Origin of the sequence: Clostridium peptidivorans (assembly GCF_900205925.1) — a bacterium.
In the GTDB taxonomy this organism is placed as follows: domain Bacteria; phylum Bacillota; class Clostridia; order Clostridiales; family Clostridiaceae; genus Clostridium_AK; species Clostridium_AK peptidivorans.
The window spans coordinates 85,109-107,007 of the sequence record NZ_OAOD01000008.1; the positions used below are offsets into that span (position 1 = coordinate 85,109).

The window sequence follows — 21,899 nt, forward strand, 5'->3', positions numbered from 1 at the left end:
GCCGATCAATGCATTTTATTACACATTAATCGGCTTATTTTATAAACTTAAATTTCTTCGGTAACGTTGATATTAATGTCAGGTCTACCTGTGTAATAGCCCTGTGAAAAATCCACACCTAATTTTTCAATAGTATCCAGTATTTCTTTATCCTCTACAAATTCTGCGACGGTTTTTACTTTAAAGGCTTTTGCCATATTTACAATTGCCTGAACAATATATGAATTTTCCTCTTTATCATTTATTTCTTTAATAAATGAACCATCAATTTTAAGATAATTTACATCTAATTTTTTAAAATAATCCATGGACGAAAAACCTGTTCCAAAATCATCAATTGAAAATCTATAATTATTCTTTTTACATTCATTAATTATTGAAGTAAATTTTTTAAAGTCCTTTATATTTTCCGTTTCTGTAATTTCAAATACTATATTTTCATGTTTAATATTATATTTATCTACAATTGAATCAATTTTTCTTAAGTAATTAATATTATCTATCTCTTTTACAGATAAATTAAATGCAAAAACTAATTTATTTTCTTTATCTATTTTACTTTTATAATATAATGCTTTTTCAATTATTATTAAATCAACGGTTTCTATCAAATCATTTTTTTCAGCAATTACAATAAAAGGATATGGATTCAAATAAATTTCTCCATATTTTATTCTCATAAGCACTTCATATTTTTCTACTTCTTTTGTTCTTATATCGATTATTGGTTGAAAAAATGGTACCAATCTCTCTTCCTTTATTGCTTCTTTTAATAATATCAATTTATTATTATCTATTTCTATATCTTTTGCTAATATTTCTAAACTAGAGCATATATACTTATTTTCACCATATTTTAAATCATCTACTATTTTTTCTATCTTAAATAAACTATCATTAGCGTTTTCCATTTCCAATTTGTTTATATCTATAAATGCCAAAAATGATTCTATTTCAATACTTTTATTTTTTATATTAAATTCCCTATATTCCAACTTTGATAAATTTTTATCAATAAAATCTAAAAGCTCCTCTTTATTTCCATCTTTAAATAACAAAGTAAAAGATTTATCACTATAGCTATATAAAGTTGCCCTATTATCAAAGAGTTCTTTTATTAATTTTGCATATTTATTTATAGCTATTTCATATAAGTTTCTTCCATATGCAAATTTAATGTTGCTTAATTTCTTAATACTAATTATTAGCAAGCTAGCATTGTCACAATACTTAGCATTTCTTATGATGTCAGTATATAATTTGTTTTTTGTTTTAAAACCCGTTAAATCACTAAAATTATAAAATCTATTTATAAAATAATTTGCAAGTATAAGAAGTAATAAACAAATAATACTACCTATAGCTATGATACGAAAATTTGACACATTCTTTTCATTACCTATTATAGTGGGTTTAGTAAAAACAAATATTTTACATTGTAAATCTTTCATGTTATTGTAACATCCATATATCTCATTATTATTAATATCTTTATAATTTATGTAGCCTGAAATATTATTATTTATTCCAATCCATTTATCTTTAATTTCGTTAATATTATTATCTATTGAATTCCCAGATGATGAAATTATTACATTGTGAGCACTAAATACTAAATATATGTCATAATCATATACTTTTTTTACAAGTAAATTATATATATTTTCTAGTAGTATATCCTCACCAACAACACCAATAAATTTATCATCTTTGTATATAGAGTAACTTATTGTTATGCATGGTTTTTCAGTGGCTATATCAGTATAAACATTGCTTACAATAGGAATCCTTGATTTTCGGGCATCTTTGTACCAATTTCTTTCTCTTAAATCATGTTCCATATAACTTAGTTTTACTATTCCATTTGAATTAATCTTATTACCAGATAAATCATCAACAAAATATATATTATGTGGCGTATCGGATAATAAGTTTTTATCTTTAAATATACTTGATATTATATTTGTATTATCTGTTAAAGTATCCTCTAGAGAATTACCTAGAAGATTTGCTATTACACTCCCCTTAGATTGTACAGATAATTTTTCATAGGAAATTTGTTGATTAATAAAGTAAATACACTCCTTATTGTTATTGCTTAAATTTAATTCATACATAGTTTTTATATCACTATGTTCTTTAACTGTGAACATTATAATTGCTCCAATAAAAATAGTGATAATAATTGAAGATATTAGTAAATGATTTTCAATATGCTTAGTCATAATTCACCCCTATTAACCAAAAAAACAGGCATAACACGCCTGTCCAATCCTTAAAATGTAAATTAACAGTCTTAATAAAATTCTATAGTCCTTATTTTTTTATGATTTTGCCAAAACATACCAATTATATTATATTACCAAAAATATCATAATGCAATAAAAAAATTCACCTAATAAAAAATATTAAATTGATTACTTAAATGAACCATAAAAACATTTTAAATCATTTATATAAATCTGCTGCAAGCTTTCTTAAATTTATCTCATCTATTACTTGAAAATAATTATGCTTCTTTCTTATAAGTCCTTTTAAGCAGAGAAGGTCTAGTGTTCTCAATAAATGTCTATAACTTGTTCCCAAGAGTTCTGATATCTCAGTTAAATTTTCATTAAATTCTATTATCATTTCACCATTATTGTTTACTCTTTCTCCAGTAGCAAGAATATAACTAGCTAACCTATTTTGAAGAGAATAAAGTAAGTTTATAGAGCTATTTTTTGAACATCTATTTAATTTTTCACCTAGAGAGTTGCACATAAATTTTAAAAACTTCACATCATTAAGCAGGTATGTCCTTGCATTTTCTAAAGAAATACCTATACAATAAGCATCTTCTATAACCTGTACACTTGAAGAAGCATTTTGAGGATTGATAATTTCTAAGTCCCCTAAAATTTTGAAATCTTGATAAAAGCAAAGTAGTAAGGATTTTCCATTACTAAGTGTAGTATACACTTTTGCTTTACCTTCTACAAAGAAAAAAAGATAATTAATATCTTCACTTTCCCTGCAAATATGTTCATTCTTTTTAAAAAGAAACAATTCCATTAAAGGCTTCATATCATTAGTGAATATATCAGTAATTCCATATTTCAAAATATACTTATCTAGTAACTTTAAATCATTAATCTTTATCATAGTTCCTCCCTTCAAACTCATATAACAATTAGCTTATATTTTCTCTCAATTATGACATATGTCATAATCCCTTACAACTGTTTTGTGATAAATTAAACTTAGAATTTTAAGGAGGGAATAAATTCTATGAATACTTCAATTTCAGCCATTATAGGTGCTTTAATATCTGTAATGCTTATGTTTAATGGAACCTTGTCTGCTGCTTCTGGAAACTATACTTCCAGCGTAATCATTCATATTGTTGGACTTGTTTTTATCACACTAGTGATGTTAATAAACAAATCAAAGATTAAACTTAAAAAAGATATTCCTATATATCTATACAGTGCTGGTGCTATAGGTGTGTTTACTGTTCTTTTTAATAATTTGAGTTTTTTAAAACTTGGAGCATCTTTAACTATCGCTTTAGGTTTATTAGGTCAGTCGCTTTCATCCATAGTTATAGATCATTTTGGTTTATTAGAAATGCAAATTTATAAATTTGAAAAGAGAAAACTTATTGGCTTACTATTTATTATTTTAGGAATCTTTATAATGACCATTTATTAGAGGAGGATTAATAATGTTATATATACTTATATCAATTTTAGCTGGTGTTTCCATTGTAATTGCAAGAATTATTAATTCCAACTTAGCTAAAATAATTGGTATTCTTCAAGGTACTTTTATTAATTATATTATCGGACTACTTTTTTCTCTTATATTTTTACTTTTGAGTAGCGAATTTCTACGTATACCTAGTATAAAGTTTGAATCAATTCCTCTATGGGCTTACCTAGGAGGGCTATTAGGTGTATTAGTAGTTGTACTATCAAGCTATATAACTCCAAAAATTTCTGCCTTTTATTTGACTTTGCTTATTTTTATAGGTCAATTATTTTCAGGAATAATCATTGATTATTTTACTTTAAATGGATTATCAATAGGTAAAGTTATAGGAGGATTTTTAGTATTACTTGGACTTACCTATAATTTACTAATAGATAAGAAACATGAAATGCAAGCTAGTAGTGAACAACCTATAGTATCCAGTACAAAGTCTATGGATAGTTAGCATTTATTTAATAATTATTTGCAACTTGCCGCTTGCCACTTGCCATGTGCCTGGCACTTGACATCTATGCTACACTATATAAAGAGGTGTTTGAAATGAAAAAAATAGTAAAAGTAGTTGGTGCAATTATTGAAAATGAACATAATGAAGTACTTTGTGCTCTTCGTTCCACAAAAATGACACTACCAAATCTTTGGGAATTTCCTGGTGGGAAAATTGAACAGGGTGAATCAATTGCCGATGCAATAGTACGGGAAATTAAAGAAGAACTTAACTGTGATGTTGAATTCATTAATATATTCAATGACAATACTCATGAATATGAAAATTCTATAGTAAATTTAATTACTGCAAAGTGCAAAATTGTAGATGGACACCCTGTTGCAGATGAACATGCAAAACTTATATGGTTAAATAAAGAAAACTTGCTTTCTTTAAACTGGGCACCTGCAGATATTCCAGCAGTTAAATTATTGGTATCAAAAATCAAGTAGGAGGGAAAATTAGATAAATTTTCCCAACCTCAAAAATGAATTGCCTTTAACAATAATTCACTTTCCCTAACTTTCACCACCAAGAAATTATTATTTTACATTTTACCCCAGGGGTCTGGCCCCCTTTATTCATATCTCAAAGCATCGATTGGATCAAGTTTTGCTGCTTTTTTAGCGGGATATAGTCCAAAGAAAATACCTACTGATGATGAAAATAAGAAAGCAATGAGTATAACTTTTAACGATACTGGAATGTCTACTTTCATTAGCTTACTTGCCATTTTCCCTGCTGAAATACCTAATATCGTTCCAACTATTCCTCCTATTAAACACAAGATAACTGATTCTGATAAAAATTGGAGTTTTATATCGCTGGTTTTAGCGCCAATTGCTTTTCTTATACCTATTTCTCTTGTTCTCTCTGTTACAGATACAAGCATTATGTTCATTACTCCTATGCCGCCAACTAATAATGATATAGCTGCAATTGTTCCTAACCCAAGTATAAGCATGTTTAATATCTTATTAATACTATCAAGTTCTGCAAAACCTTTAATAGCTGTGTATTTACCTGAGTTTCTATGTTTGTTTTCAATAATTCTTATTATTTTAGAGCTTATGTCATCTGCTTTTGACATATCTGATACTATAACAGACATATAACCTATATCAGTAGATTTCATTATTTGTTCTCGTATTGTTATAGGTATATATATCTGTCCTGGCCTACCACCATCAAAGGAAGCTAAACCCTCTTCACTCTTTAAAACACCTACAATAGACAGATCCAAATATTTATCACCTATATTTATTTTTGCCTTTTTTCCAACTGCACTTTCTGCATCATTAAATAATTCTTCCGCTGTTCGCTGATCTATCACTGCAACATTTTTGTTAGTATCAACATCATGCTCATTTAAAAATCTTCCGTTGGAAAGCTTTATATTTTGAATCTCTGGATATTTATGATTTGATGCACTTACATATACCCTCTTGGATTTATCGTTTGCTTTAAAGGACCCCATGCCACTGACTATAGGTACAACTGCAGTAACTTCTGGCACCTTATCTGTTATTAAGTCTACATCTTCTAAGGTAAAATAATCCCTTTTTTGTATATCATCTGACGAGGAATTCATCTGTAAATTTATTACATTGGTACCCATACCCTCAAATTCTCCTGTAATAAACTGCTTTGCCCCTTCTCCAATTGATACTATTGTTATAACAGATGATATACCTATTATTATTCCAAGCATAGTTAAAAAAGACCTCATTTTATTCGCCTTTATACTTTGAATAGCAGATTTTAAACTTTCAAGAAAATACATTTATACCTGCCCCCTAATTAATGTTCTATTTAAAACAGGCTTATCAGCCACTATATTTCCATCCTTAAAAAGAATATTTCTCTTTGTATATGCCGCTATATCTGGCTCATGAGTTACCATTACTATGGTTACACCCTCATCATTTAACCCCTTAAAAATACCCATTATTTCTTCACTGGATGCACTGTCCAAATTTCCTGTAGGCTCGTCTGCTAAAAGTATTGATGGATTATTAACTAGAGCCCTTGCAATAGCAACTCTCTGCCTTTGACCTCCAGATAATTCATTTGGCTTATGATGTATTCTGCTTTCAAGCCCTACCTTTGCCAAAGCTATTTCTGCCCTTTTACGCCTCTCTGCTAAAGGCACTCTATTATACATCATAGGCAGCTCAACATTTTCAAGAGAACTAAGCTTTGGAAGTAAGTTAAATGACTGAAATATAAATCCTATTTTTTTATTTCTGATTTCAGCAAGACTATCGTCATCTAATGTAGATATATCTCTTCCATCCAAAATATATTTACCAGAAGAAGCCCTGTCTAAGCAACCTAAAATATTCATAAGTGTGGACTTACCTGAACCAGATGCGCCCATAATTGCAACATATTCATTCTCCTTAACCTGAAAGTCAATACCCTTTAAGGCCTTTAGCGTAATAGCTCCCGTATCATATATCTTTATAAGACTCTGAATTTCAATAACCATTATTTATGTCCTCCAGCTTCAGAAACTTTGTCTCCTTCTTTTAGAGTTTTTTCTGGACTCAATACGTATCTTTCTCCTTCTTTTAATCCACTTAAAACCTCAATATTATAATCCGTTTCCAATCCTGTGGTGATGTATCTTCTAGCTATTGTATTATTATCACCTATAATAAAAACATATTTTTTACCTGCATCTTCTTTTATTGCTTCAAAACCTATTTGTAGTACATTTTTCTTTTCATTTAGAATAATTTCCGTATCCACTTCATACCCCATTTTAACATTTGCATCCGGCTTGTTTATGGATACTTTTACATTCACCTTTGAATCCTGATCTGTTGAATTTAGCTTCTTTTCTGCCCGCTGTCCAATATCTGTGATAGCTCCTGTGTATTCTTTATTTCCTCCATTTACCTTAATTATTGCCTTTTGTCCCTTCTTCATCTTTATAGCATCATACTGACTTACATCCATGGAAGCCTTATATAATGAAATATCATCTAGTATAATCTTCTCCCCTGCTTCTGGATACTGATTTACTTTAGCATCTAGTTTTGTAACTCTTCCATCCACATTTGCTCTTAAGTTACAATCCTCAATCTTCTTTTTAATACCTTCAATTTCTGACTTAACTAGTTCAATTTGATTTTTTTGATTTATAATCTTATTGTTTATAGTTGAATCCATGTTAGAATAGGTACTTTTTGAATTTGCCAGAGCAATTTCAGCACTTTTTACAGCATTTTGATTATCCTTAACTGCTTTTTGGGCTGCTTCAAATTCATTGGCTGATATCAATCCACCTTCAAATAACTTTTTACTTTGTTCAAATTTTTTATTTACATCTTCCAGGTTAATTTTGGCATTTTCAAGTGATATCTGCGCTTGTTTTAATGCATTTTCAGAAGTTAGTTTGTCGTTTGATGAGCTGTTTTCTAATATGTAATTTAAATTATATTCTGCATTAGATAAATTAAGTTTTTGCTTTTCTAACTGACTTTTAAAATCGGAGTCATCTAACTTGGCCAAGAGATCACCCTTTTTGACAGTTTGTCCTTCTTCTACAAAAACCTCTACAACCTTTAGAGAAGGTGATAATGATATTTCGTTTCTGCCGTTTGATTCAATACTACCTGTAAGTGTTACCGATTGAGTTAACGGACCTTTTTTAATTGTTGCAATGCTAACTTCTTTAATCATTGCCTTCTGAGACTTTGAATAGGAATTAATTCCAAATGCCACTACTACAATGATTATAAGTAAAACAACTATCATTGGTTTTTTAAACCTAAATATAGATCTTTTAGATTTTCGTGGCTTATTATTCCCGAAACCTGTATCTGAAGTAGATTCTGCAATTGGCTTTGCATTTAGCTTTGTATCTACTTCTATGCTTGATTGATTTTCTAAATTTTCATTATCCATAATTCTCCCCCTTTATACATATAAATCATTCTAATGTTAGGCTCATTTTGTGATTTCTTTTATTTTTCATTAAAATGCCCTAATAATTAACTAAATCACTTCGAAAGAAGATATTTAGTTAAATTATCAGGGTAATTTAATTTCATCTTTACTATCCTAACTTCATTAAATTTCAATAAACTCTAATTAAGTTATATTATTGAAGTAATTGCCTTTTATGCCATTTATGATACCATATATAAAGTAATAGTTCAATATTTCCAATTCATTCATAATAAATTTAATATATTAATTATTTCTTAACAACTACAATTAAACTTCTTTCTTGCGAAAAAAATTATTGATTATAAAAATCCATTAACCCTGGTCTTTTGTATTATTTAACAATTACCACTTCTTCAGTACTACTTTGAATTTTACTTTTTCTTTCATAAGATTCAAGTATAAGCATAAAGCAAGATGCAACTATGCTTATACTGCCAACTATCTTCCAAGCATTATTTATATTTACGAATCTTAGTACTTGACCCATACCTATAGGTCCTAATGTATAACCCAATCCGTATATCATAGGAATAACTGCACTCATCCTTCCCTTATGAGATGCTGGTGTATGATTTGCAATAAATGGTGATGTACTAATTGCAAGTGATATTTCTCCTAAAGTAAATATAAATGTGCTTATAAAGAAGTATGTTAATCCATTATAGAATCCTAGCATTCCGAATCCTAAGGCATATAGCAATCCCCCATAGACCACCCTTCTAATACTCTTAACATTCTTAGATATATAAGTAATTAAAGGAGTAAATAGTATTACCACTATTCCATTAAGACCTGATATGCGCCCCAAAATTTCAGCTTTATTTTCCGGATGAATGGATATAAGATGAAGCGGCATCAAGTATGACCATTGAGAATACACAAAATTAAATCCACATATAATTATTGCAAAGTAAATTAATATTGGTCTTTTTATAAGCACCTTAAAAATAGAACCTTCCTCGCGCCTTTCCATAATACGGTCTTCATCAGTAATTTCTTCCTTAGTTTTATGAATAGTTTCTTTAATAAATAGTGTGATTAATGTAAGAGAAATTAAAGCTGTTATTGCATCCCCTATAAATATAAGAGATAAGTTTTTTTCATATAAAAGCCCACCCATAACTGGTCCTATGGCAAACCCTAAATTCCATCCCATATATGAAAGAGCATATGCTCCTTGTCTATTTTTATTAGTAGTTAAGTCCGCTATTAAAGAGTCATGAGCTGGCCCAGCAGTAACCATTGAAGCTGATGCTAGCATTAATACATACACCATAGTAATAGATGGCTTCATAAATCCGCAAGTTATATAAAATAATGCAGCTAAGCAATCAAATATAATTATTACTTTTTTTCTTCCAATGCTGTCCGCCAGTTTTCCCCCAAGCATAGCAGCTGGCAGGTGTAATATACCTGTTGTACTTATATACACTCCTACCATTTATTCTGATAGTCCTATTTTGTCTTTTAGTATAATTGTTAATAATGGCATTACAAAACAACCAAAAGCATTAATTATTCTAGCAACAAATATTACATATATTTCTTTAGGCAATCCTACATAGGGCTCTATTAGCTGTTTTAAATATTTCATTTTGTATCCACGTCCTTGCATAATATTTAATTTATTAATTAATCTTCATTATATTTAATCCATTCTTCCATTAACCCTTCTAGTTCCTTTTCAAGGATCACCTTTTGAGAAGCGTATTTACTTAGTTCAATATAATCAGAACATAGAGAGTTTATTTTAATATCCACTTCAGAAATCTCTTGCTCAAGCTTATTTATTTTTTTCTCTATTTTTTTAGTTTCTATTTCTTTTTTCTTCACCTCATTTATTTCTCTTATCTTCTTTGGCTTTTTTTCCTTTATCTCTTCCTGCCTTTCTTTTAGTTCACTTCTTTTAATTTTATAGTAATCATAATTTCCCATGTAACTTGATAGCTGCTTATTTTCAAGAGCCACTATTCTATTGCAAATTTTATTTATAAAATATCTATCATGAGATATAAAAAATATAGTTCCTTTGAAGTCTATTAATGCATCCTCTAGGATTTCTATTGAATCAATGTCCAAATGATTCGTAGGCTCATCTAATATCAATAAGTTTATGTCTTCATATAAAAGCTTGCTTAGTTTAAGTCTTGTTTTTTCTCCTCCTGATAAACTTTTAACCTTTTTAAACACACTTTCTCCAAAAAACATAAATTTTGAAAGATATTCTCTTGCTTTACCTTCTAATATATCTATATCATCTCTAAAATATTGAATGACTGTTTGCGCTTCATCCTTAAAAATTATATTTTGTGGTAAATATGCAGCTTTAACATTAGCTCCAAGCTCTACTTTACCTTTACTAACACCTTCTTCTCTCAATAAAACTTTCATTATTGTAGATTTTCCACTTCCATTTGCTCCTATTAAAGCTACTCTTTCCCCATAGGCAACTAATAAATTAGCATTATGAAATAATATCTTATCATCAAAACTCTTACATGCACCTTCGATCTTTACCGCTTCTCCCCCCGACCGCTCACTATTTATAAGATTTAGTTTCATATTTTGTTTTTGAGTATTAGGTTTATCTACTTTTTCTATTTTGTCTAGTCTCTTTTGCATACTTGCAGCTCTTCTAAAAAACTTTTCATTTCCACTTCTATTAGCCCAATCCCTTAAAGTCTTTATTGAATTTTCCATAGCCCCTACTTTCTTCTGCTGTTCTTTATATGCTTCTAGTTCTAGCTTAATATTTTCTTCCTTTTGCCTTAAAAAATCAGAGTAATTCCCCATGTAAGTCTTACTTTCTAAATCCTCAATTTCAACTATTTTAGATACAACACTATCTAAAAAATATCTATCATGAGATACTATAAGAACAGTTCCCTTATATTCTTTTAGATAACTTTCAAGCCAATCTAAGGAATCCATATCCAAATGATTTGTTGGTTCATCTAAAAGTAATATATTTGGATTTTCTAGCAATATCTTTCCCAGCATTACAGTAGTTTTTTCTCCTCCACTTAAAAGGCTAAACTGCTTATTTAAAAATTCATTTGTGAATTTTAATCCATTGCATATTTTACTAAGCTTCTCCTCCTTTTCATATCCACCCATTATTTCATACCGCTGCTGCATATTACTATATAGCTTCAATATCTTATCAAGCTCTTCGTTCTCTAAATTTCTCATCTTCTTTTCAAGATTTATCATATTTTCTTCAATCTCCATTAAATCTTTGAATGCAAGATTTAAGACTTTACGGGTTGTGTACCCATCTTTGTAGTTTGGTATTTGCTCTAGGTATCCAATTTTTGTTCCCTTTCTAATAGCCATATCTCCTTTATCAATAGGCTCTAGTCCTGATATTAGTTTTAATACTGTGCTCTTCCCACTTCCATTTCTTCCAACTAAGCCAACCCTTTCTCCCTGATGAATCTCAAAGGTAATATTACTTAAAATTAAGTTAGCTCCAAAATACTTCATTACTTCATTTAATGATAATTCAATCATATAAAACCCTCCTTTTAAAATAAGGATAAGGTGTCCTTGCTAGATTTATTTGATTTTTAGCAACAAAAAATCCAGGCAAGTAAACACTGCCCGGACTGCTCTCCAAAAAAGAATATAAAAAAACCGGACAAGGCCACACCTTACCCGGATATTATTAACTTAGTATATCTGGTAAAATATGAATCACCTGCTTACCTTGGAAAAATATTTAATTTTAGACGCACTTGTCCCGTTGAATACAAAATTTGCTGAAATTCTTACAGATATTGGTCTAATTTTATCCATTTTTCTAGTAACGCGAATATTCATAAATTTACCCTCCTTTACTTTAATATGTAATATTATAATTCAAAATAATTCTAAAATCAATGAATTTTTGAAATTTATTGGTTTTTTCTATAAACTTTTCCATTAACCTAGTACATTTTTCATATTATATTTACTTACTCTTTCTTATATAATCATGATTCTATATTATTATGATAATACAAATTGTATTAACGATACAGAAACCCAAATTTGTTCAATTCCAGATAATATTATTAAATCTGCCGAAACTATTTCAAGTATAAATATAATTAAAGATGAAATAACTAAATTAGGATTGGATCCTGAAGAAAAAAACTATATAGAAACTTATATTAATCCTTTATTAAATATTTTATATTCACTAACTGCTAGTTCAGAAACCTTAGCTACCTCTGCTAATCTTTTAGCTGTCTCTATCAATACTTCATCTAAATCTTCTAAGATAAAAGATACCGAAAAATTAGTGTATAATATAAATGAACAATGCGAAGAGATTTATTGTATTTTAAAAAAGAGAATCAATGTGCTTTTATAAATCAATAGGGGACGGTTAACAACTATTTGCCGCTTGTCTGGCACTACTAGGTGTTAACCGCCCCCCTATAAACATTGTTATTCTTTAGATTGTCATATCATAAATCCCACTGGTGTTGATATAAAGTTACTTAAAGAAGTTACTGACTATTTAATGTTTTTACAACTTTATCTACAAATATTTTACCTAAATTAGGATCAAACTGTTTTCCTGAATATTTTATGATTTCTTTAACAGCTTCATTTTTTGTAAATGCTTTTCTATAGGGTCTATCACTTATCATAGCATCATATGCATCAGCAATAGATAAAATTCTTGACATTAAAGGAATTTTTTTACCCTTAAGTCCTTTAGGATATCCAGAGCCATCATACCATTCATGATGAGCAAGAATATAATTACCTAAAAATGCTAGATCATTTGAAGATGATATAATATGATAGCCTACCTCTGAATGTTTTTTTACTTTATTCCACTCTTCCTCATTAAGTTTATCTGATTTGTTTAAAATATTTTCACTTATAGATATTTTACCTATATCATGCATATTTCCTAAAAGTTCAAGTTCGTGAATCTCTTTTTCCGAAAGCTTCATAGCTATACCTATAGCCTTACAAATTTCGCTCACATTTTTTGAATGCTCTGCATCTTGCGTACTTTTCTGATATAATGTATCCATTATAATTTTCAGCGTTTCACTCTTTTGACTTTTACTCTCAAACATTTTTATTTTATACATCATTTCTTCAGCATTGGTAATTGTTCTCATTATATCTTCATTATTATTTTTTTTTGTACTAAATCCCAATGAAATTGATACATTTATAATACCTATATCTTCTTTTTTACATTCTTCTTTTGTCCTTTTAATTATTTTTTCTGCATCTTTTTCTTTAGTTTTAGGTAATAAAACTATAAATTCATCTCCGCCCCATCTAATAATCATATCTTGAGTCCTGCAAGAATTTTTTAATGTATTTGAGGCTGCTATTAATAGCTTATCCCCCATTAAATGTCCAAAGGCATCATTAGTAAGTTTTAAACCATTTATATCTCCCATAATTATAGATATTGGTAAATTTTCTTCTATATCAATACTTTTAATTTTTTCATTAAAGAAATTTCTATTATATGCTCCAGTTAGACTATCATGATGATTTATGTATACTATTTCTTTTTCTTTTGCAACTTTGTCTGTTATATCTCTAAAACTAATAACCCTGCCATATAATATTCCTTTATCATCTTTAATTGGAGAAATATTATATACTATAGGTACGTTGGTACACTTCCTTGTTTTAAGAACTACATTATTATCTTTATCTGTATTTTCACTTCTATTTTCTAATATAGTATTAGTGATTTCCTTTTCATCATTTTTATCATAAATTTTAAAAACATCCTGTACTTTTTTATGTAAAGTATTTTCTTCTTCACATGAGATTAACTTTTCTGCCGTCTTATTTATCATAATTATATTTCCATGTAAATCCACAGCTATTACGCCTTCGGCAATTGATATAAGGGTACTTTTAAATAATTCTTTTTCTTTTATTTCATTTGATATATCAATAAAAAAAGTAATAACATAATATTTTTTAGGAGAATATATTTTTACCTTATACCATCTTCCTGTATCTTCTAAATATTGTTCAAATTCACTTTCTACTCTATTTATTGCAGTATTTCCATAATGACTTATCCAATCAAAATCACTTCCTTTGACATTGGGAAATACTTCTGTCGCTCTTTTACCTATTACTTGAGTTTTATTTAATCCAGTTAATTTTTCAAAAGAATCATTTATTTCTATATACTCACAATCATCTATATCTCCATCATCATTTAAAATTACTTTCTGTAGTGCATATCCAAAAGGAGCTTTTTCTAATATATCACTATAAAATTTATTATCCATAAAACACCCCACCAATTCATTAGATAATCTAGCTCATAAATCTTATTTAAAATATAAATCGTTAGATTTATTATTAATTTCCGAAACTCTCATTGCAATATCCATTGTCCCTCCAGCTCTTTCTCCTGCTGCTTTTGCAACTCCATCTATGGCTTTTAACGCATCACTTATGGATGCTAAGAGCTCCTCTGAAGTTAAATAGTGCCACATTTACTTTGAAAATATATTTAAAATTAAATCTTAGCAGAGTATTTATACTTTATTTTGTATAAATATATTCGACATTTTTTCTATTTCCTCTATTTTGTAAATCATTAAAGTATACTGCATAATATTTTTGTAAAAATTAGGTAATTCTGATGTAATTTTATATTGTTTATTGTAAAATATTGTAGTACTCCTTAATAATGTCGTAAAAAATTGTAAATGTCAATATATTTTCGAACAAAAAATGGAAATTAAACATCCCCTATTGCACAATAAAAAAGCATCTACAAATTGCAGCTGCTTTTGGTTTAAACTTATATTTTGCCACTTGTCATATGGGTGGCACTATAATTAAAAGAAACTTATTTGCTTTACTTCATAATTCTTTTTGTAGCCAGCAATAATATCCTCCATTTTATATAATATTTTTGCTTTATCACACTCTGCTTTAAAGAGTTCCCATAACTTAGTTGCTCGTTTTGAACGACATTCATATGCAAATCCATACTCTTTTATGTATCTTTCAGTTATGCCATAAAAATGTTCATCTAACTTTCTAAAAAAATATTCTCTTTGATTTTGCCTAAGTGTGACTCCAAAGGCAGGATAAATAAATTTTGCTCCATTTTCCTTTGCGAGTCTTATAATTTTAAGTATATTTTCATCACTATCTTCAATAAATGGCAATACAGGCATTAGTAATATACCTGTAAAGATTCCTTGAGAAGAAAGCTTATTTATTGCTTCAAATCTTTTAGATGCAACTGATACGTTGGGCTCAATTTTTTTACACAGACTATCATTTGCAGTTGTAATTGTAATTTTAATAAGAACAGGTGAATGACTCTTAATCTCATTTAATATATCTATGTCCCTTGTAATAAGATCACTTTTTGTGGCAATGCCAATTCCAAAGTTATATCTATTTATAAGTTCTAGTGCACTTCTGGTAAGCTTATATTCTGCTTCAAGAGAATTATATGGATCTGACATTGCACCAGTTCCAACTACACCCCTTTTTCTTTTTGATTTAAGTTCACTATTCAATATTTCAATAGCATTAGCTTTTGCACGAACAATATCAAAATCTTTAATTTGATAACATTCACTTCTTGAATCACAATAAATACATCCATGACAGCAGCCTTTATATATATTCATATTATAATTTGTTCCAAACCAATTATTATTATTTGCCCAGGTCGATAGTATCTGTTTTGCAGAAATGAATTCCATTTTATTTTACCTCATTATAGTTATTTAATTTAACACCATTAAAAATCACCGGATGCCTCACTACTGTTTTTAGCTTAGAAGAAATCGTCTTTCTTGGATCAGATAAATATATTTCATGATGCTTTCGAAATTGCCCAGTTTCATCCTTTAAATTGTTTTGTGCCATAAAATCTTCTATTATTAGTACTGTTTTAGTTTCATCAACATAAGGTCCAATATGTAGTGCTTGAACACATAACCCCTCGCTAAAGTTACTTAGACGTGCTTTTGAAGTATCAATTTCTGGTTTTTTCTTTTTTAATACATCCACAGCCCACCTAAACACTTCATCTGTAACAAATTCTGGCTGCCTTATCATAGAAGTCCATAGCCAATTATCTCTTTTATTAAAGTTAAACTCCCCTTCTTCACACCACCAAAGTCCTTCAAGTGGCGGAACTACATACTGAAAATATCCTTCTATGTCTTTTCCGCTTTTATAACTCATCTTAATAATAAAGGATAACCCATATATTAATTCAACAGCATTTTGATACTCCTCGCCTTGTGGATCACCTATTCCATCTACCATTATAAAATTCATCTCTGGAACATCTATCATCATTGGATTGCTTTTAGGAAGATATAAATTCTTAAATTGTTTTTTATAATCAAACTTATCTATATTCATCATTTATCACCTCATGCTTTTTTCTTTATCTTACACAAAGTAATACGACATCAGTATGTCATATTATTAAAAACTATTTATAAACTTTTAATGCTAAACATAGTCTTTCCTTTATTTCATCTCTAATATCCTGTGGCTCTAGAACCTGGACAAAATGACCAAAAGATAAAATATATCCATAAACCCATTCCCCTTTAGGAAAAGATATAGTTGCCTCTACCGTTCCATCCTCATTATACTTAATATTTTTATAATCAAAATCATCATAAACTCTATATGTTATTTGTGGGTCAAACTTAAGCCTAAGAGTAATAATATTATTGCTATCTATTGAAGTAGGTTCTATTGCTAAGTCCATTGAATATATATTTTCAAAAGTTTCATCCTTTACTAATAAATTTCTTATTCTTGATATTCTAAAAGTTCTATTTTGCTGTTTATTTCTACAAAGCCCTTGTAGATACCAAGCCTGACCTTTAAATAGCAATTTTAAAGGTTCTACTACTCTCTTTGTTTTCTCTCCATATGAACTTACATAATGAAATTCTACAACCTTGTGCGTAAGTATTGCAGATTTTAGATTATTAAATTTATCTTTCTCCTGACTATCACTGCCCCAATGTGAAAAATCAACCTCTATCCAATTGTAGTTATTGGAGCTTTTAAAAATTGCTCCAAGCTTTGTAATCACAGTATCTACCTCACAGTAATTAGCTGCCTTTAAGCTTTGAAGTGCCGCTATAATATCACATTGCTCCTTTTCTGAAAGAATGGATTTATTAATAGTGAACTCTGGTAAAATACTAATGCCTCCTCCACTTCCCTTATTTGTATATATAGGAATATTAGATAAACTTAACGTGTTAATATCTCTGTAAATTGTTCTCGTTGAAACATCCAAATGCTGTGCAAGCTCTTTAGCTGTAATAGTTTCTTTATTTAACAAAATCATTATTATCTCAAGCAATCTATTAATTTGCATATTCATCACCTCTATTATTTTACCATACAAATATGACAACATATGGTCATATTCAAAAATAAAAAGCTGGTTTAGATGACTTATGTCATATAAACCAACCTAGGGACGGTTAACAACTATACTAAAATTTTAGCCTAAATTAAATAATAATTTATTGTATCTAAAAGTTATTATTTAATTTCTTGTTTGAAATTTGGCTTATATTGCTCGATATTTTTTCCTTTATACAAAAATGCGTTTTTAGGACAAATGTTAAGACATCGTTGGCAAAATGTACATGTATCTTTTATTTTAAGGCTTGGACTTATAGTTATGCTGTTTGTTGGACAATTTATTTCACATAATCCACATTCCACGCATTTATCTCTATCTATAGAGAGTTTTTTCATCAGCCATTTTCTTAAATATGGATAGGTCATTTTATAACCAACTTCCGCCAATTGAACTCTAAAATTCGATATTTCAATCTTACTTTCTTTTCCTTCTAGAAATTCTTTAACCATTTGCCTTGCCTTCTTTGATGCAGCTTCTATTGCTCTCTTTTCCTCATCATCAGTATATTTTTTAAACATGAAGTTATAAAAATTGTTAGGCATCGAAATAAAATCACAATAGGTAATATTAAGATTTTTAAGCCTTTTTAATGCATGCTGAAATACTGAGCTTACTACATCACTAGCTTGTGTTGAAAACATCATACACTTTCCCTTATAATTAGAAAGGTTTTTTTCAATATATTTAAGTAATATTTCTGGATATCTTTCTACAAAAACTGGCCCACCAAATACAATATAATCATACTGTGATAGATCAATAACCTTTTTCTCAATATCAACTAAATCACATATAATATTAATCCCATTAAAATAACTTTTCATTATGTTTACAACATACTTTGTATTACCAGTACCTGAAAAATATATTATTGCTGCCTTATTCATAATTCCACCCCCCTTTTGGGGACGGTTAACAACTTTTTATTTATCTTATTGATATTTAGCAATTATTAAATAAAATGTTATATATATAATAGTTGTTAACCGTCCCCATTTTCAAATAATCCTAATATTTCTTCGTCACTTAAAGATGCAAAGCCTTCACCGCCTGAAAGTTCATCTCCCATTAATTGTGAAATAAGCTTTTTCTTTTCTTCTTGAAGCGCTATAATTTTTTCCTCAATAGTTCCCTTGGCTATGATCTTTATTACTTCTACCACGTTCTCTTGACCAATTCTATGAGCTCTATCTGTGGCCTGTTCTTCAACTGCTGGATTCCACCAAGGATCAAAGTGAACTACTACATCTGCCGAAGTCAAATTTATCCCTGTACCCCCAGCCTTTAAGCTTATTAAAAACACTGAGTTTTCCCCTTCATTAAAAGCCTTTACCATATTCATTCTCTTCTCTGAAGGAATTGAGCCATCTAGATAACTAAAGGCTATTGATTCTACCTCAAGTCTTTTTCCAATGTTCTTAAGTACAGATGTAAATTGTGAGAAAATAAGTATTCTGTGGCCTTCTTCTATACTTTGAAAAAGAAGTTCCACAAGCGCCTCCATCTTTCCGCTGCCTCCTGTATAGTCCTCTATGAGTACCTTTGGATCTAAGCACAACTGTCTTAGCTTTGTTATGTAAGAAAGTATTTCTATCTTGCTCTTTTTAAACTCATCATTACGCACCTTTTTTTCAATAAGTTCCACTGCGTAATTTGCATAAGCTTTATACACCTTTTTTTGCTCATCATCCAAGCTTACAAGTAGCCTTTTTTCTATTTTATCTGGCAGTTCTTTTATAACATCCTTTTTTCTTCTTCTAAGAATAAAGGGCTTTATAAGTCTATTTAATTCTTCTAGAACCTCTGGGCTTTCTTTAAGCTTTTTATGATATCTTACGCTAAATCGTTTTTCATCATATAAATATCCAGGCATTATAAAATCAAATATAGACCATAATTCCATAAGAGAGTTTTCAATTGGTGTACCTGATAATGCAAATCTCGTTTTTGCCTTTATATCTTTTACTGATATAGCATTTTGAGAACTTGAATTTTTTATATATTGAGCTTCATCTAATATACAATAATCAAATTCTATGGACTTATAAATATCTGAATCTCTCTTTAATAAATTATAGGTTGTTATTACTACATCATAACTTTTTATGTTTTTAATTATTTCTTCTCTTTCTTCTCTTGACCCATTAACAGCAACAGCCTTAATAGATGGAGCAAATTTTTTAAATTCATTTATCCAATTATATATTAATGATGTAGGTGCTACAATTAATGATTTCTTCTCTTTATTAGATAGTATAAAAGCAATGGTTTGAAGGGTTTTACCAAGTCCCATTTCATCTCCCAAAATCCCTCCAAATCCTAAATAATCTAGAGTTTTAAGCCAATTATATCCAAGCTTTTGATATTCTCTTAGATTTCCATTTAAATCCTTTGGAACTTCAAACTTTAATTTCTCTATATTCTTAAATTTATCTCTTATTTCTTTTAATTCTTTTTTACCCTTTATATACCTAATATCATTTTCCTCTAGATAATTATCAATGAAGGCTCCTTTACTTTTAGATATTTTAATATAATTTTCATCTATATCATCATTAGAAACCACATCTAAAAGCTTTAAAAACTTATTAAGTTCCAGTTCTTCTAAGTCAAGGTATTCTCCATTATCCAGTTTATAATATTTCAAATTATCTCTAAATGCCCTTAATATTTTAGACGTCTCCTGAGGTGAGATGTCTCCTATTTTAAAATCCATTTCAAAATAATTGTATTTACCAGATTTAATATCTCCACTAATTCCTTTTTTGCCAATAGATTTTATGCCCTTAAAGTTTTCAGAGTAATATACATCTCCTATTTCTTGGAGCTTGCCTATTTCACTTTTGAAAAACCTAAATATATAATCATCTCCCATTAAAAGATAAAACTTACCGTCAATTCCTTCAAATCCTAGTCCTCTAAGCAGTGAAATAGCATCATGTTCTTTTTTAGAATCTCTATATATAATTTTCCCATTGTAATCCTCAAATATATTAAATTCAAATGCTCCATATTTAACCTTTAAAGTGAGCGTAATATTTTTACCTTCCTGATCAAAGTAAAAATTAAACTTGCACTCATCCATTACTATTTTATCCTTTATATTTTTAGACAAAGTAACATTAGGTGTTAAAAAATTAAGATTAGGAATTAATTTTCTTAATATAGTCTCCTCTTCTGCTCTCGGAATAGTTACAACTTTTGCTTCCTTAAATACTTTTACATAAGGACTTATTTTATAGCAAAACTCATAATCTGGAATATATATAGTTGTACCATATAAAAAGGCATCATTTTTAGAGCTTAAAACCATCGGCATTCCCTCTGATGATTTAAGAACATAATTATCCTTTACAGTTTTCAAATCAAAATTTATAGCTGGAGAATCCTGTAGAATTTCTGTTTCTACAGTTCTATAAAAAAATCCTTCATTTAAATAAACTCTGTGCTTTCTTATAACTTCAAAAAATTCTCTAACTAAATATTTAGGAATATTAACATACTTCCCATCTACAGCCTTTTTGTCAGTTCTATTAACATACTTTTGACTTCCTTCTATCTCCTTTAACATCATAATAAAATCAATAAGCCTTTTATCTTTGATGCTTAATTTTTGATTTCCGATGTCAAAAGTAAAATTTTTACTGTATTTTATAGGAATCCTATTATAATAAGATACTAAAAAATGATCAATATCTTTTAATATGTACAGATTATTAGAACTTATAGAGTTAAGCCCTATTTTAAATTCTGCTGAAATAGTGTGTTTCCACTCATTTCTATTTATATAAACCTCTATTTTTATTTCGTCTTTATGCTTTTCATCTCCTAAAAGCATAGATACTACATTATCTCTGCTTTTAAATATTCCCTGTTCCTCTTGCATTTCCTCATTTATCATTTCTTCATTTAGAAGAGGATGCTCTGCTAATTCATCTATAGCTTTATAAAAAGTTGCAACTAAATGCTTGCAACAATAATTTTTCTTTTTAAACTCATTTTTTTCATAATCTGGACAGCTGCAAGAAGTAGAAAATATACTTTTCTTTGTTGCATCCATCTCAATTTTTGTATTATATTCATTAAAAAGATTTTCTGAAATCACATTTCCATCTATACAAATTAAATTATCTTCACTAGTAATATCTAAAGAAGAAACTAAATCATTTTCTAGCACTCGTTGCCCTTTATCATAATTTTTCCCAGCGGTTTCTTCATTAAATATCCTTAACAACCTATTTTTATCTAGCATATTTTCTCCTAACTCCTGTAGTA

General features: G+C 28.8%; 20 protein-coding genes. 4 read left to right on the top strand and 16 right to left on the bottom strand.

Annotated features, from left to right (window positions below; translation table 11 throughout):
• Nucleotides 1-47 precede the first annotated feature (47 nt).
• Complete coding sequence (locus CRN98_RS08610; RefSeq protein ID WP_097027021.1) at nucleotides 48-2,225, bottom strand: EAL domain-containing protein; 2,178 nt, start codon at nucleotides 2,223-2,225, stop codon at nucleotides 48-50.
• Nucleotides 2,226-2,448: 223 nt separating this feature from the next.
• Nucleotides 2,449-3,144, bottom strand: a complete 696-nt coding sequence (locus CRN98_RS08615; protein ID WP_097027022.1) for a cyclic nucleotide-binding domain-containing protein — start codon at nucleotides 3,142-3,144, stop codon at nucleotides 2,449-2,451.
• A 126-nt stretch (nucleotides 3,145-3,270) separates the two neighbouring features.
• On the opposite strand from CRN98_RS08615, the gene CRN98_RS08620 reads away from it, so the two are divergent.
• The 3 genes from CRN98_RS08620 (at nucleotide 3,271) to CRN98_RS08630 (ending at nucleotide 4,692) form a co-directional block, all read left to right on the top strand.
• Nucleotides 3,271-3,693, top strand: a complete 423-nt coding sequence (locus CRN98_RS08620; protein WP_097027023.1) for a DMT family transporter — start codon at nucleotides 3,271-3,273, stop codon at nucleotides 3,691-3,693.
• A gap of 13 nt (nucleotides 3,694-3,706) precedes the next feature.
• Nucleotides 3,707-4,198, top strand: coding sequence for a DMT family transporter (locus CRN98_RS08625; RefSeq protein WP_097027024.1), 492 nt, complete (start codon nucleotides 3,707-3,709; stop codon nucleotides 4,196-4,198).
• 95 nt (nucleotides 4,199-4,293) lie between these two features.
• Nucleotides 4,294-4,692 (top strand): (deoxy)nucleoside triphosphate pyrophosphohydrolase, encoded by a 399-nt coding sequence (locus CRN98_RS08630; RefSeq protein ID WP_097027025.1) that lies wholly within the window; start codon nucleotides 4,294-4,296, stop codon nucleotides 4,690-4,692.
• A 125-nt stretch (nucleotides 4,693-4,817) separates the two neighbouring features.
• Here CRN98_RS08630 and CRN98_RS08635 read toward each other — a convergent pair whose 3' ends face one another.
• The 7 genes from CRN98_RS08635 to CRN98_RS18055 form a co-directional block, all read right to left on the bottom strand.
• Nucleotides 4,818-6,023 carry an ABC transporter permease gene (locus CRN98_RS08635; RefSeq protein ID WP_097027026.1) on the bottom strand — a complete coding sequence of 402 codons (1,206 nt, stop codon included), beginning with the start codon at nucleotides 6,021-6,023 and terminating at the stop codon, nucleotides 4,818-4,820.
• Nucleotides 6,024-6,731 (bottom strand): ABC transporter ATP-binding protein, encoded by a 708-nt coding sequence (locus tag CRN98_RS08640; RefSeq protein ID WP_097027027.1) that lies wholly within the window; start codon nucleotides 6,729-6,731, stop codon nucleotides 6,024-6,026.
• A complete protein-coding gene (locus tag CRN98_RS08645) occupies nucleotides 6,731-8,155 on the bottom strand; it encodes an efflux RND transporter periplasmic adaptor subunit (protein ID WP_097027028.1) in 1,425 nt (474 codons plus the stop codon). Before CRN98_RS08645 ends, CRN98_RS08640 begins: the two co-directional genes overlap by 1 nt.
• Nucleotides 8,156-8,531: 376 nt before the next feature.
• Nucleotides 8,532-9,641 (bottom strand): MFS transporter, encoded by a 1,110-nt coding sequence (locus CRN98_RS08650; RefSeq protein WP_242960870.1) that lies wholly within the window; start codon nucleotides 9,639-9,641, stop codon nucleotides 8,532-8,534.
• Nucleotides 9,642-9,794, bottom strand: a complete 153-nt coding sequence (locus CRN98_RS17930) for a hypothetical protein (RefSeq protein ID WP_242960871.1) — start codon at nucleotides 9,792-9,794, stop codon at nucleotides 9,642-9,644.
• A gap of 38 nt (nucleotides 9,795-9,832) precedes the next feature.
• Nucleotides 9,833-11,713, bottom strand: a complete 1,881-nt coding sequence (gene abc-f, locus CRN98_RS08655; RefSeq protein ID WP_097027029.1) for a ribosomal protection-like ABC-F family protein — start codon at nucleotides 11,711-11,713, stop codon at nucleotides 9,833-9,835.
• Nucleotides 11,714-11,896: 183 nt separating this feature from the next.
• On the bottom strand, nucleotides 11,897-12,022 hold the full coding sequence (locus tag CRN98_RS18055) for a hypothetical protein (RefSeq protein WP_278335421.1): 126 nt from the start codon (nucleotides 12,020-12,022) through the stop codon (nucleotides 11,897-11,899).
• 154 nt (nucleotides 12,023-12,176) lie between these two features.
• Here CRN98_RS18055 and CRN98_RS08660 point away from each other — a divergent pair, with 154 nt between their 5' ends.
• Nucleotides 12,177-12,557 carry a hypothetical protein gene (locus CRN98_RS08660; RefSeq protein ID WP_097027030.1) on the top strand — a complete coding sequence of 127 codons (381 nt, stop codon included), beginning with the start codon at nucleotides 12,177-12,179 and terminating at the stop codon, nucleotides 12,555-12,557.
• A gap of 139 nt (nucleotides 12,558-12,696) precedes the next feature.
• On the opposite strand, the gene CRN98_RS08665 is transcribed toward CRN98_RS08660, so the two are convergent.
• The 7 genes from CRN98_RS08665 to CRN98_RS08690 form a co-directional block, all read right to left on the bottom strand.
• The gene (locus CRN98_RS08665; RefSeq protein ID WP_097027031.1) at nucleotides 12,697-14,475 is read right to left on the bottom strand and encodes a sensor domain-containing diguanylate cyclase/phosphohydrolase; all 1,779 of its coding nucleotides are present in this window, start codon (nucleotides 14,473-14,475) and stop codon (nucleotides 12,697-12,699) included.
• A gap of 42 nt (nucleotides 14,476-14,517) precedes the next feature.
• Complete coding sequence (locus tag CRN98_RS17710; RefSeq protein WP_179632053.1) at nucleotides 14,518-14,685, bottom strand: hypothetical protein; 168 nt, start codon at nucleotides 14,683-14,685, stop codon at nucleotides 14,518-14,520.
• 348 nt (nucleotides 14,686-15,033) lie between these two features.
• On the bottom strand, nucleotides 15,034-15,918 hold the full coding sequence (locus tag CRN98_RS08670; protein WP_097027032.1) for an SPL family radical SAM protein: 885 nt from the start codon (nucleotides 15,916-15,918) through the stop codon (nucleotides 15,034-15,036).
• A 1-nt stretch (nucleotide 15,919) separates the two neighbouring features.
• Nucleotides 15,920-16,591 carry a GyrI-like domain-containing protein gene (locus CRN98_RS08675; protein WP_423237092.1) on the bottom strand — a complete coding sequence of 224 codons (672 nt, stop codon included), beginning with the start codon at nucleotides 16,589-16,591 and terminating at the stop codon, nucleotides 15,920-15,922.
• A 70-nt stretch (nucleotides 16,592-16,661) separates the two neighbouring features.
• Complete coding sequence (locus tag CRN98_RS08680; protein WP_097027033.1) at nucleotides 16,662-17,570, bottom strand: helix-turn-helix transcriptional regulator; 909 nt, start codon at nucleotides 17,568-17,570, stop codon at nucleotides 16,662-16,664.
• A 170-nt stretch (nucleotides 17,571-17,740) separates the two neighbouring features.
• Complete coding sequence (locus CRN98_RS08685; protein WP_097027034.1) at nucleotides 17,741-18,511, bottom strand: EFR1 family ferrodoxin; 771 nt, start codon at nucleotides 18,509-18,511, stop codon at nucleotides 17,741-17,743.
• Nucleotides 18,512-18,606: 95 nt separating this feature from the next.
• Nucleotides 18,607-21,876 (bottom strand): DEAD/DEAH box helicase, encoded by a 3,270-nt coding sequence (locus tag CRN98_RS08690; protein ID WP_097027035.1) that lies wholly within the window; start codon nucleotides 21,874-21,876, stop codon nucleotides 18,607-18,609.
• Between the last annotated feature and the right edge of the window lie 23 nt (nucleotides 21,877-21,899).